Origin of the sequence: Microbacterium sp. UNCCL10 (assembly GCF_000746195.1) — a bacterium.
In the GTDB taxonomy this organism is placed as follows: Bacteria; Actinomycetota; Actinomycetes; order Actinomycetales; family Microbacteriaceae; genus Microbacterium; species Microbacterium saccharophilum.
On sequence record NZ_KN050821.1, the window covers coordinates 139,095 to 152,178 of the forward strand.

At 71.8% G+C, this 13,084-nt stretch carries 8 protein-coding genes; 7 read left to right on the plus strand and 1 reads right to left on the minus strand.

Features of this window, described 5'->3' with window-relative positions; translation table 11 throughout:
- Nucleotides 1-14 precede the first annotated feature (14 nt).
- The gene (gene sucD / locus BR85_RS14730) at nt 15-917 is read left to right on the plus strand and encodes a succinate--CoA ligase subunit alpha (protein WP_028497319.1); all 903 of its coding nucleotides are present in this window, start codon (nt 15-17) and stop codon (nt 915-917) included.
- Nucleotides 918-1,665: 748 nt separating this feature from the next.
- Here sucD and BR85_RS14735 read toward each other — a convergent pair.
- Nucleotides 1,666-3,126: an NCS2 family permease gene (locus BR85_RS14735; protein ID WP_028497320.1), complete on the minus strand. Its 1,461-nt coding sequence runs from the start codon at nt 3,124-3,126 to the stop codon at nt 1,666-1,668.
- Between the two features lie 137 nt (nt 3,127-3,263).
- Between BR85_RS14735 and BR85_RS14740 the strand changes: the two genes are divergently transcribed.
- The 6 genes from BR85_RS14740 to BR85_RS14765 form a co-directional block, all read left to right on the plus strand.
- Complete coding sequence (locus BR85_RS14740) at nt 3,264-4,553, plus strand: cell division protein PerM (RefSeq protein ID WP_197018644.1); 1,290 nt, start codon at nt 3,264-3,266, stop codon at nt 4,551-4,553.
- A 4-nt stretch (nt 4,554-4,557) separates the two neighbouring features.
- Entirely contained in the window at nt 4,558-5,151 is a 594-nt protein-coding gene (purN, locus tag BR85_RS14745; RefSeq protein ID WP_028497321.1) for a phosphoribosylglycinamide formyltransferase, read from the plus strand.
- 18 nt (nt 5,152-5,169) lie between these two features.
- Nucleotides 5,170-6,777: a bifunctional phosphoribosylaminoimidazolecarboxamide formyltransferase/IMP cyclohydrolase gene (gene purH, locus BR85_RS14750; RefSeq protein ID WP_028497322.1), complete on the plus strand. Its 1,608-nt coding sequence runs from the start codon at nt 5,170-5,172 to the stop codon at nt 6,775-6,777.
- A 75-nt stretch (nt 6,778-6,852) separates the two neighbouring features.
- A complete protein-coding gene (locus BR85_RS14755; RefSeq protein WP_036273207.1) occupies nt 6,853-8,166 on the plus strand; it encodes an RDD family protein in 1,314 nt (437 codons plus the stop codon).
- Nucleotides 8,167-8,187: 21 nt separating this feature from the next.
- Nucleotides 8,188-12,714: an FtsK/SpoIIIE domain-containing protein gene (locus tag BR85_RS14760; RefSeq protein ID WP_028497323.1), complete on the plus strand. Its 4,527-nt coding sequence runs from the start codon at nt 8,188-8,190 to the stop codon at nt 12,712-12,714.
- A gap of 127 nt (nt 12,715-12,841) precedes the next feature.
- The coding region (locus BR85_RS14765; protein ID WP_036275440.1) for a WXG100 family type VII secretion target at nt 12,842-13,084 on the plus strand (243 nt) is incomplete at its 3' end.

Below are 13,084 nucleotides of genomic sequence, written 5' to 3' on the forward strand. Positions count from 1 at the left end.
TAGGACTTACTGAAATGTCGATCTTCCTCAACAAGGACTCCAAGGTCATCGTCCAGGGCATCACCGGCGGCGAGGGCACGAAGCACACCGCCCTCATGCTGAAAGCGGGCACCCAGGTCGTCGGCGGCGTCAACGCCCGCAAGGCCGGCACCACCGTGCTGCACACCGGCAAGGACGGCGCTGGCGTCGAGCTGCCCGTCTTCGGCTCGGTCGCCGAGGCGATGGAGAAGACGGGCGCCGACGTGTCGATCGCCTTCGTCCCCGCCGCCTTCACGAAGGCCGCGATGGTCGAAGCCATCGACGCCGAGATCCCGCTGCTCGTCGTCATCACCGAGGGCGTGCCCGTCGGCGACAGCGCCGAGGCGTGGTCGTACGCGAAGAGCAAGGGCAACAAGACCCGCATCATCGGCCCGAACTGCCCCGGCATCATCACGCCGGGCGAGTCGCTCGTCGGCATCACGCCGGCGAACATCACCGACAAGGGCCCCATCGGCCTCGTGTCGAAGTCGGGCACCCTGACCTACCAGATGATGTTCGAGCTGCGCGACCTCGGCTTCTCGACCGCGATCGGCATCGGCGGCGACCCGGTCATCGGCACGACGCACATCGACGCGCTCGAGGCGTTCGAAGCCGATCCCGAGACGAAGGCCATCGTCATGATCGGCGAGATCGGCGGCGACGCCGAGGAGCGCGCGGCGGAGTACATCAAGGCGCACGTCACGAAGCCGGTCGTCGGCTACGTCGCGGGCTTCACCGCCCCGGAGGGAAAGACGATGGGCCACGCCGGCGCCATCGTCTCCGGCTCCGCCGGCACAGCGCAGGCCAAGAAGGAGGCCCTCGAGGCCGCCGGAGTCAAGGTCGGCAAGACGCCGTCCGAGACGGCCGCGCTCATGCGGGAGATCATCGAGGCGCTCTGACGCCTTGTGTCGTGAAGGGGCCGGATGCCGTGCATCCGGCCCCTTCTGCGTGCCTCGGGGCGTGAGCCTGGGAGCGGGGGCGTTGGGTGCTGGGTGCTGGTGCTGGGCGCGGGTCGCTGGGCGCTGGGCGCGGGGCGCGGGTTGGCGCGTTCATCCGCGCCGAATAGTGGGTCGCGGGGCGCCGCACCCACCCTTTGGCGCGGGCGAAGGGCGGTGCGCTGGTTCATCCGCGCCGACTGGTGGGTCGTAGGCCCAGCACCCGCACTTTGGCGCGGGTGAATGGATGCTGCGGCGTGGGCCCCGTTGCGCGCCCGGCCGCATCTCGCTCCAGCGAGGGCGCGACAGCGCGCTCGCACGGTCGCGCAGACCATGCGCCGGGACAAGGCCGCGCGGAGCGTGCGCTGATTCATCCGCGCTGGATGGTGGGTCGTAGGGCCTGGCACCCGCGCTTTGGCGCGGATGAATCGAGCCGCGCTGATTCGTCCGCGCCGAATGGTGGGTCGCGGGGCGCCGCACCCGCAGTTCGGCGCGGGTGAACAGCACGTCAGCGCAAGCGAACGGATGCGGGGAGTCGCGCGGGCGAGGGATGCCAGTGGCACCTGCCCGCGCGAACACAGGAGGCCGCACCCCGATGCCTGCCCGCCCGAACACAGGAGGCCGCACCCCGATGCCTGCCCGCCCGAACGCCGGAGGCCGCACGCGACGGGGTGCGGCCTCCTTGCGTTGCCCGGCCTTGGGCCGCGCGGGGTCAGGCGCTCAGGAGCGCCTCGATGGGGCCGCGGGCGAAGTAGATCACGAAGCCGCCGGCGACGACCCAGAGCAGGGGGCTGATGGTCTTCGCGCGACCGGACAGCGCGTGCACGAGGACCCAGCTGACGAAGCCCGCCCCGATGCCGTTGGCGATGGAGTAGGTCAGGGGCATGACGCTCACGGTGAGGAAGACCGGCAGGAGCACGCGGAAGTCGCCGAGGTCGATGCTCTTGACCTGCGCCATCATCATCGCGCCGACCGTGACCAGGGCCGCGGCGGCGACCTCGGTCGGGACGATCGAGGTCAGCGGCGTGAAGAACATGGCCAGGAGGAACAGGATGCCGGTGACGACGTTCGCGAAGCCCGTGCGGGCGCCCTCGCCGATGCCCGAGCCGGACTCGACGAACACGGTGGCGGACGACGACGAGGTCGCGCCGCCGACGACGGCGCCGACGCCCTCGACGATCAGCGCGGACTTGATGCGCGGGAAGTCGCCCTTCGCGTCGGCGAGCTCGGCCTCCTTGGCGAGTCCGGTCATCGTGCCCATCGCGTCGAAGAAGTTCGAGAACACCAGGGTGAAGACGAGCATGACGAGCGTGACGATGCTCACCTTGCCGAGGTCGAACCCGAAGTCCACGGCGCCGAGCAGGCTGAGGTCGGGGATCGCGACGGGGGAGCCGTCCAGCGCGGGGATCGTCAGGCCCCACCCGCCGGGGTTGTCCTGCGCGGAGCCGAGGTGCCAGATCGCCTCGATGATGATCGACAGCAGCGTGCCGACGACGATGCCGATGAGCATGCCGCCCTTGACCCGACGGGCGACGAGGATGCCGGTGAGCAACAGCGTGACGATGAACATGAGCGTCGGCACCGACGCCACGGAGCCGCCGACACCCAGACCGACCGGAGGCGAGGATTCGCCCGTCGCGGTGACGAACCCGGAGTTGACGAAGCCGATGAAGGCGATGAAGAAGCCGATCGCGACCGTGATGGCGAGCTTGAGCTGCACCGGAACGGCGTCGAAGATCATCTTCCGGAGCCCTGTGGCGGCCAGCAGCACGATGATGAGGCCGTTGATGACGACGAGCGCCATCGCCTCGGGCCAGGTCACCTCGCCGATGACGCTGAACGCGAGGAAGGCGTTGATCCCGAGCCCCGCCGCGAAGGCGAACGGCAGCCGCGTCACGATGCCGAACAGGATCGTCATGACACCGGCGGTCAGGGCCGTGGCGGCGCCGACGGCGGCGAAGTCGAGGGAGTTCCCGGCGATGTCGGGCTTGCCGGAGAGGATGATCGGGTTCAGGACGACGATGTAGGCCATCGTCACGAACGTGACGAGGCCGCCGCGGATCTCGCCGCCGATGGTCGACCCGCGCCGGGTGATCTCGAAGAAGCGGTCGAGGGCGCCCGTGGGAGCGGGGCCCGAGGCGGGCGATTTCCGGGTGGTGGTGCTGGAGCTCATGACATCGAAGGTATCGACTTCCGCGGCCCTCCCGCGCCACCGGCCCGCCGTATGACGACGCGCACCGTCACCGATGGCCGCGCTTCGGGCGCGCCCGCCCCGGCGCAGGGCCGCGCGCTGGGTAGGGTCGAAGCCGCATGAACCGTCTCCTCGTCGCCGTCCTGGCCGCCTTCGACGCCGTGATCGCCGTCGCGGTCGGCGTCGCGGCGACCCTCGCTCCGCTGACCCTGCTGTGGGTGTTCGGGTTCTCGGCGGCGCCGCAGTGGGGAGCCCTCTGGCCCGTCGCGGTCCGTGTCTGGCAGCTCGGCCATTTCGTCCCGGTCGACCTCACGCTCCCCGAGGAGTATCTGACGGTCGCCGGGCTCCCCGATGCCGCGGCCTCGTTCACGCTGTCGCTCGCGCCGCTCGCGTTCGCCGCCTTCACCGCCGTGTTCGCGGCTCGCTCCGGATCGCGCGCCGCTCACGCGGGCGCCTGGCTCATCGGCGTCCTCGCCGGCACGGTCGCCGTCGCGGCACTCGCGACGGGTCTCGCTCTCACCGCCACCCTCGACGCCGCCCCGGTCGACACGCGAGTCGCCGTCCTCCTCCCGGTGCTGGTCTTCGCCGTCCCCGCCCTCCTCGGCGCGCTTGTGCGCGCGTGGCGCGAAGGCGACGGAGGTCTCGTCGATGCCGTGCGGGAGCGGTTCGCGCACAGCGCGTGGGGCGCGGAGGTCCCCGCCGCGGTCGCGCGCGGCGCCGTCGTCGCCGTGCTCGGGCTCATCGGCATCGGGGCGCTGCTCGTCGCGGTCTCGCTCGCGGCCCGCGGGGGAGAGGTCATCGCGCTGTTCGAAGCCGCGCACGTCGACCTCATCGGCGCGATCGTCCTCGCGCTCGGGCAGCTCGCCTACCTTCCGACGATGATCATCTGGGCCGCGTCCTTCGCCGCCGGCCCGGGCTTCGCCGTCGGTGCCGGCACGGCTGTCTCCCCGGCCGCGACGAGCCTCGGCGTCGTTCCCGGCATCCCCGTGCTCGGCGCCCTCCCGGAGAGCACGTCGAGTTGGACGCTGCTGCTCGCCCTCACCGTCATCGGCGTCGGCGCCCTCGCCGGCGGGGCCGCGCGCGGCCGATTGCGCGCCGATCCGGAGGCCGTCGAACCGCTCGCGCCCCGCATCGCCGCGCTCGCCGTCGTCGCGGTGCTGGGGGCCGCGGCCGCCGCGCTTCTGGCGGTCACGGCATCCGGATCGATCGGACCCGGTCGTCTCGCGGAGGTCGGGCCCGCACCCGGCCCGTTCGCCCTCGCGGTCGGGGTGGAGCTCGCGATCGGCGCGGCGATCATGCTGCTGTCGCCGCGCCACCGGCACCCGGAGCACGACTACCCGGCGGAGGACCCGCGCGACCCGTCCGGCTGGCGGACGCCCGAACGTCCCGCGTGGTCCCCGGTAGACTGACCGGATGCTCTCGGTCGCCGTGCTCATCTCGGGTGCCGGCTCCAATCTGCGGGCCCTCCTGGAAGCCACCGGCGACCCCGACTTCCCCGCGCGCGTCATCGTCGTGGGCGCCGATCGGCAGGCGGACGGCTTCGCACACGCCGAGCAGTTCGGCATCCCGACGATCATGGTCCCGTTCCGGGAGTTCGAGACCCGCGAGCACTGGGGCGAGGAGCTGCAGCGTCAGCTGGAGGTCTGGAACCCCGACCTCGTCGTCCTGAGCGGCCTCATGCGGCTGCTGCCCCCCGCGGTCGTCGACGCCTGGGCGCCGCACCTCATCAACACCCACCCGGCGTACCTGCCGGAGTTCCCCGGCGCACACGGCGTCCGCGACGCGCTCGCCTCCGGCGCGGCCCAGACCGGTGCGAGCGTCATCGTCGTCGACAACGGCATCGACACCGGGCCGATCCTCGCGCAGGAGCGCGTGCCGATCCTGCCCGACGACACCGAGCACAGCCTGCACGAGCGCATCAAGCCCGTCGAGCGACGTCTGCTCATCGACGTCGTCCGCCGCATCGCCGTCGGCGACCTCGACCTCACCACGTACGACCACCACTGAACCCCAGGAGCTCCCACCATGGCCGGCCCGACCATCGACCCCTCCCTGTACCGTTCGCGCGACGTCGTCCCCGTCCGCCGTGCCCTCATCTCGGTGAGCGACAAGAGCGAGCTCCTCGCGCTCGGCCAGGCCCTCGCCGGCGCCGGCGTCGAGATCGTCTCCACCGGCGGCTCCGCCGCGCTGCTGCGCGAAGCCGGCCTCACCGTCAAGGACGTCGCGGAGATCACCGGCTTCCCGGAGTCGCTCGGCGGGCGCGTGAAGACCCTGCACCCGCACGTGCACGCGGGCCTCCTCGCCGACCTCCGCCTCGAGGACCACGAAGACCAGCTGTCCGAACTCGGCATCCTCCCGTTCGAGCTCGTCGTGGTGAACCTGTACCCGTTCGTCGAGACCGTCGCCTCGGGCGCCGAGGGCGACGCCGTCGTCGAGCAGATCGACATCGGCGGCCCCGCCATGGTGCGCGCCTCGGCGAAGAACTACGCCAACGTCGCCGTCGTCGTGTCCCCGGAGTCCTACCCCGCGATCATCGAGGCCGTCGGGCAGGGCGGCACGACCCTCGCGCAGCGCAGGGAGCTCGCCGCCCGCGCCTTCGCGCACACCGCCGCCTACGACCGCGCCGTCGCGACCTGGTTCGCCGACGAGACGCTGGCCGAGGAGGGCGACCTGCCGCAGCACCTCACCATCAAGGCCGAGCGCCTCTCGACGCTCCGCTACGGCGAGAACGCGCACCAGCGGGCCGCCATCTACACGCGCACAGGCGGCCACGGGATCGCGCAGGCGACGCAGCTGCAGGGCAAGGAGATGTCCTACAACAACTACGTCGACGCGGATGCCGCGCTGCGCGCCGCGTTCGACCTCGTGCTCCCGGCCGTCGCGATCATCAAGCACGCCAACCCCTGCGGCATCGCCGTGACGGCACCCAACGCGCTCGACCCCATCGCCTCCGCGCACCTGCGCGCCCACGAGTGCGACCCCGTGTCCGCCTTCGGCGGCGTCATCGCCGCGAACCGCACCGTGACGCTGAAGATGGCCGAGAACCTCCGCGACATCTTCACCGAGGTCATCGTCGCGCCCGACTTCGAGCCTGAGGCGCTCGAGCTGTTCAAGCTCAAGAAGAACCTCCGCGTCCTGCGGCTCCCCGCCGACTGGCGGCAGGAGCCGATGGACGTGCGTCTCGTCTCCGGCGGTCTTCTCCTGCAGGATGCGGACCGGTTCCCGGACGAGATCGGCGCCACCGCGAAGGACTGGCAGCTCGTGACCGGCGAGCGGCCCAGCGACGAGGAGATGACGAACCTCATCTTCGCGTGGAAGGCGTGCCGCGCTGTGAAGAGCAACGCGATCGTCCTCGCGAAGAACTCCGCCACCGTCGGGATCGGCATGGGCCAGGTGAACCGCGTCGACTCGTGCCGCCTGGCCGTCGAGCGCGCCGGTGACCGTGCCGCCGGCTCGGTGGCGGCATCCGACGCCTTCTTCCCCTTCGCCGACGGCCCGCAGGTGCTGCTCGACGCGGGTGTCACCGCCATCGTCCAGCCGGGCGGGTCGGTGCGGGACCAGGAGGTCATCGACGCGGCCCGCGAGGCGAACGTCACGATGTTCTTCACGGGCGAGCGGCACTTCTTCCACTGATCCGCCGCCCGCGCCGGCGTGGGGGATGCCGCACCGCCAGGTAGGGTCGATCCGCAGCGCCCGCGAGGAGGAACGGTGATCTGGGAGATCCAGGACGAGACCCGCAAGGTCGAAGGTCTCGACGAGCACGGCCGTGCGCGCCCCGACTACGCGGCCTCGCTCGGCCTCCTGCCCGCCCCGTTCGGCCGGCGCGCCGCCGCAACCCTCGTCGAGGTGCTCGTCGTCCTGGTGCTGCAGCTGCCGCTCCTGCTGGCAGTCCTCCCCGCCGCGATCGAGCTGACACGCGCGAGCGACCCGCAGGCGGCGCTCGCCGAGCGCGGCGACCTCGTGCTGCTCATCGTGTGTGCTGCGGTGTCGTACGCCCTGACGGTGGCCTTCCTCATCACGCAGCTCGTCCTGCACGGCCGCCGCGGCGTCACGCTCGGCAAGGCCTTGCTCGGCATCCGCTCGGTGAACGTGCGGACCCTCGAGCGACCCGGTTTCTGGCGCGGAGCGGTGCTCCGCTACCTCGTGCTGTGGGGCAGCTTCCTGCTGCCCCTCCTCGGGCCCCTCCTCGTCGTGCTCCTGTCGCCGCTGTTCGACCCCGAGCGCCGCGGGCGCGGATGGCCCGACCTGGCCGCGGCGACATGGTTCGTCGACATCCGGCGCGGCCTGAACCCGTACGACGCGAAGCGCATGCGGATCGCCCGCAAGACCGTCGCATCGGACCTCGCGGACGAGCGCAGCGAGCTCCCCTCGCTCGCCACCCCGGCGGGGGAGCGGCGACCCGAGGTGTACATCCCGGTCGCCCGCAGCAGCGGGGGCGTGCTCGGCGCGACGCGCGTGGACGGCGCGGCTGTCCCCGCACCGACCGCGGCGCCGGCGCCGGCCGCAGGACCGCCTGCTCCGGCTTCGACTCCTGCTCCTGCTCCTGCTCCTGCTCCGACTCCGGCGCCCATCCCGCCCGTCGCGCCCCCCGCCGCGTCTCCGGCCGCGGTCCCGGAGCCCGCCGGCGCGCCCCGCCCGCCGGCATCCCCCGGCACGTGGGCGCCCCCTGCACTGCTCCCCGACGCGGCGGCGCCCGCGACGATCACGCTCGTCCTGGACACGGGAGACGCCGTCGAGGTCGCGGGCGCCGGAGTGCTCCTCGGCCGGGCACCGGCGGCGGACGACGGCCTCGTCCCGACGCCCGTGCTCGACCGCACGATGAGCGTCTCCAAGACGCACCTCGCCGTGCGGCGGGACGGGGAGGCGCTCTTCGTGGAAGACCGCGGATCGACCAACGGCAGCGCGCTCGTGCGCGGCGGCGCCGAGCGCGAGCTCACCCCCGGCGAGCGCGTGCCGGTGCACGACGGCGATACGATCCGATTCGGAGATCGTTTCGCCGAGGTCAGGATCGCCCGAGGCTGAGAGCCGGATGAGGACACCCCCATGAGACTCAAACTGACCCTGCAGCGCCGCGACGCCCAGCGCACCGACATCGTCGTCACCTCGGACACGACGGCGACCGTGCAGGATGTCGCGCGGCGCATCGTGGAGGCCGACCCGACCCGGGAGATCATCGCCGCACCGGACGACGTCCTGACACTGAGCGTCGCCCCGCCCACGTCGTCGGACACGACGATGCTCGATCCGGACATGCTCATCAGCGACGCCCCGGTCGGGTCCGGGTTCGTCGCCACGATCGTCAACCTCGGCGCCGGCTACGTCGCCTCCCGCGGCACCGGAGCTCCGCCCGCCGCGATCCTGCACGCCGTCCGCGGACCGCTCGCCGGCCATGAGTTCCCGCTGCCCCGCGGTCACTTCACGATCGGCCGGGCACCCGAGAACGACATCGTCCTCGACGACGCGCTCATCTCCAAGCGGCACGCCCGCATCGAGGTGGGAGCCGCCGTCGACCTCGTCGACCTGAACTCCGCCAACGGCATCGTCGTGGACGGCGGCCTCGTGCAGCGCCTCCGCGTCATCCCGGGGCAGCGCTTCGTCCTCGGCGACACCGAGCTCGTCGTGAGCATGGTGCAGGACTTCGCGCCCGTCGAGCAGGATCCCGTCCTCGAACGCGGCGGCACGCTGCTGTTCAATCGCAGCCCCCGCGTCGAGCCCCGGTACGTCGGGCAGGAGCTCTCCGAGCCGCGGATGCCGAAGGAGCCGATGTCGCGGCTCTTCCCCTGGCCGATGCTGATCGCGCCGATCATCCTCGGCATCGCGATGTACTCGATCTTCAACCAGCCGCGCGCCCTGCTGATCATCTTCATGACGCCGATGATGATGCTCGGCAACTTCGTGTCGCAGCGCACGCAGATCGGCCAGCGGGTCAAGAAGGAGGTCGAGGTCTTCGAGCGCACCTTCGAGGAGCTCGAGGAGACCCTGTACCGGGAGCGGCCGCGGGAGCGCGAGGTGCGCAACGCCGAGGTCCCGCCCGTCGCCGTGGTGTTCGAGGAGGCCATGCGCCTCGGGCCCATGCTGTGGACCCGCCGGCCCGAGCACTGGAACTTCCTCGCCGTGCGGCTCGGCACGTGCGAGGCACCCTCGCGCACCACGATCAAGCGCGCCGACAACCCGGACGCGCTGCAGGAGTACGTCGAGCGGGTCGAGCGGCTCCGCGACCGCTATCGGATGCTCGACGGGGTGCCGGTGCTCGAGTCGCTGCAGAGCGTCGGCGTGCTGGGCGTGGCGGGCCCGACCCGCGAGGCCGCGGACGCTCTCCGGGGTTTGTGCGTGCAGCTGTTCGGCCTGCACTCGCCGAACGAGCTCGTCGCCGTCGCCCTCACCGAGCCGGAGTGGGCGCAGCAGCTGGAATGGCTGAAATGGCTGCCGCACACCTCGAGCGAGCGGAGCCCGTTCCGCGACATGCCGCTGTCCGATTCCGCCTCCACGGGCGCCGCCCTGTTGTCCGGGCTCGAGGAGCTCGTGATGCGGCGCTCGAAGTCCCCGGCATCCCCGCGCCTGCCCTTCGACGACGAGTGGGACCCGATGCGGTACGGCACCGATGTGCGCCGCGCGGCGGAAGAGGCGACCTTCCCGGGGCAGACCGCCGTCCTCGTCATCGTCACCGCCGACGCGCCCGTCGACCGGGCGCGCCTGACCCAGGTGCTCGAGCGCGGCGCCGACGTCGGGGTGTACGGCCTGTTCGTCGCCCCCGTCGTCGACGCTCTGCCGGCTGTCTGCCGCAGCTTCCTCGACGTCTCGGCCGGGCTCGACCGCGCCCGCGCCGGGACGGTGCGCAGCGGTGTGGACTACCCGGAGACCGCCGTCGAAGGCGTCTCCAACGAGCTCATGACGGTGCTCGCCAAACGCCTCGCGCCCGTCGCCGACTCGAGCACCGTGATCGAGGACTCCTCCGACATCCCGAACTCCGTCATGTTCCTCGCCCTCGTCGGCCCCGAGATGGCCGAGGACCCGTCCGCGGTCATCGAGCGCTGGCGGGAGAACAACACGATCCTGGACCGGTCGGGAGCGACCCTCCCGCGGCTGAAGAAGGCGGGCAACCTGCGCGCCATCGTCGGGCAGGGGCCGTCGGATGCCATGACGCTCGACCTGCGCGGGCAGGGGCCGCACGCCCTCGTCGGCGGTACGACGGGCGCCGGGAAGTCGGAGTTCCTGCAGGCCTGGGTGCTGGGGATGGCCGCCGCGCACAGCCCCGACCGGGTCACGTTCCTCTTCGTCGACTACAAGGGCGGTTCCGCGTTCGCGGACTGCGTCGACCTGCCGCACACGGTGGGCCTCGTCACGGACCTGAGCCCGCACCTCGTCCGACGCGCCCTGACGAGCCTGCGCGCCGAGCTGCACCACCGCGAGCACCTCTTCAACCGCAAGAAGGCCAAGGACCTCCTCGAGCTGGAGAAGCGCCGCGACCCGGAGACCCCGCCCGCGCTCGTGCTCGTGATCGACGAGTTCGCCGCGCTCGCCGGCGAGGTCCCGGAGTTCGTCGACGGCGTCGTCGACATCGCTCAGCGCGGTCGCTCGCTCGGCATCCACCTCATCATGGCCACCCAGCGCCCCGCCGGCGTCATCAAGGACAACCTGCGCGCCAACACGAACCTGCGCGTCGCCCTGCGCATGGCGGACGAGTCCGATTCGAAGGATGTCGTGGACGACCCGGTGGCCGCCCGCTTCGACCCCGGCATCCCGGGTCGCGGCATCGCGAAGACCGGACCGGGACGGCTCGTGTCGTTCCAGTCCGCGTACGCCGGCGGGTGGAGCTCGGACGAGAAGCCCGTCGCCGACGTGAGCGTCGCCGAGCTGCGGTTCGGCTCGATCCAGCGGTGGGAGCTCGAGGACCAGGGCGAGTCCGAGTCGCACGACGTCGACCCCGGGCCCAACGACCAGAAGCGCATCGTCGCGACGCTCGTCGCGGCGGCGACGCAGGCGCGGATCCCGGCCCCGCGCCGTCCCTGGCTCGACGACCTCGAGTCCACCGTCGACCTCCGCCAGCTGCCGGCCGGCCGCTCGGGTTCGATCCTCCTCGGCAAGCGCGACGTCCCGGAACGCCAGCTGCAGGAGCCGGTCTACTTCGAGCCCGACCGCGACGGGTCGCTGCTCGTCTACGGCACGAGCGGGTCGGGCAAGTCGACCGTGCTGCGCACCGTGGCGCTCGCCGCCGCGATGGGCCGGCGCCCGGAGAACGTCGCCGTGTACGGCCTGGACTTCGGCTCCGGGTCGCTGAAGAGCCTCGAGGTGCTCCCGCACGTCGGCTCCGTCATCCCGGGCGACGACGCCGAGCGCGTGCAGCGCATCATGCGCTCCCTCGGCGCCATCCTCGACGACCGCGGCAAGCGGTTCAGCGCCGCGAACGCGTCGAGCGTCGCGGAGTACCGGGAGCTCACCGGTCGCGACGAGTCCCGCATCGTCCTGCTGCTGGACGGGCTGCCGCAGTTCCGCGCGGAATGGGAGTCCACGACGGCACGGATGCCGTTCTACCAGGCGTTCATGCGGATCCTCGGCGAAGGTCGCCCGCTCGGCGTGCACGTCGTCGCGACCGCCGACCGGTCGGGCTCCGTGCCGACCGCGGTGAGCTCCAACGTGTCGCGCCGCGTCGTCCTGCGCCTCTCCGACGAGAACGCGTATGCGCTGCTGAACGCACCGAAGGACGTCCTCGACGAGCGCTCCGCGCCGGGACGCGCGATCGTGGACGGGTTCGAGACGCAGATCGCCGTGCTCGGCGGGACGCCCAACGTCGCCGAGCAGACCAAGCTCATGACCCAGTGGGCCGACGAGCTGCGCGCCCGGGGCGTGCGGGAAGTGCCGGAGATCGGCTCCCTGCCCACCCGCCTGTCCCTGGCCGACCTCCCCGACCGGATCCGGGAGAACCCCGTCCTCGGCGTCGCGGAGGACACCCTCGAGGCGCGGGACTTCGATCCCGTCGGCACGTTCGTCGTCGCCGGTCCGCCCTCCTCGGGCAAGACCAATGCGATGAAGGCGCTCATCACCTCGATGACGCGGCTCGACCCGGCGGTGAAGCTGTTCCACTTCGGTGGGCGGCGCGCCCAGCTGAAGGACTTCGCCCCGTGGATGCGCAGCGCCGTCACACCCGACGACGCGAAGGAGCTGGCGACGGAGCTCGCCGAGCTCGTCGCGGACGAGACGATCGGCACGCGGCTCCTCATCGTCATCGAGGACGTCCCGCAGTTCGCCGATTCGCCCGCCGAGCGGCCGCTGAAGGCCCTGTTCCAGGCGGTCAACCGCAGCGAGCACCTGCTGATCGGCGACGCCGACGTCAGCCAGGTCACGAGCGGCTTCGGCCTGGTCGGAGACTTCAAGGGCGGACGCAAGGGCATCGTGCTGCGCGCCGACGCGTTCGACGGCGACGCCATCTTCAAGGTGCCGTTCCCCAAGGTCAAGCGCTCGGACTTCCCCGAGGGCCGCGGCATCTTCGTCCAGGCCGGACGCGCCGTCACGGTGCAGATGCCCCTCGTCGAGACGGCGTCCGTCGCGATCGCGGCGCCCGCCGACGCGTGACCCCGGCCGCCCCGCCGGCGCACCCCGGGGGGATGGGGAGTGCTCCCCATCGACGGTGGTGGGGGTGGCGGTTAGGTTCTTCGTATCGGCCCGGTGCGGGTCGGGACACTGACTGAGGGAGTTGACGATGGCTGATTTCGGAGCGTCGTATGCGGAGATGGAGCAGGTGGCGTCGTCGCTGTCGCAGGCTCGTGATGACATTCAGGGTCAGTTGGACACCCTGAAGTCCCAGGTGGACACCCTGCTGGGTGAGGACTTCAAGACGCAGCACGCGTCGGGGAAGTTCGGTGAGGGTTACGGGGAGCTGACGACGGGTCTGAAGAACGCCGTCGATGGCATCAACGACATGTCCGAGGCTCTGCTGGGCATG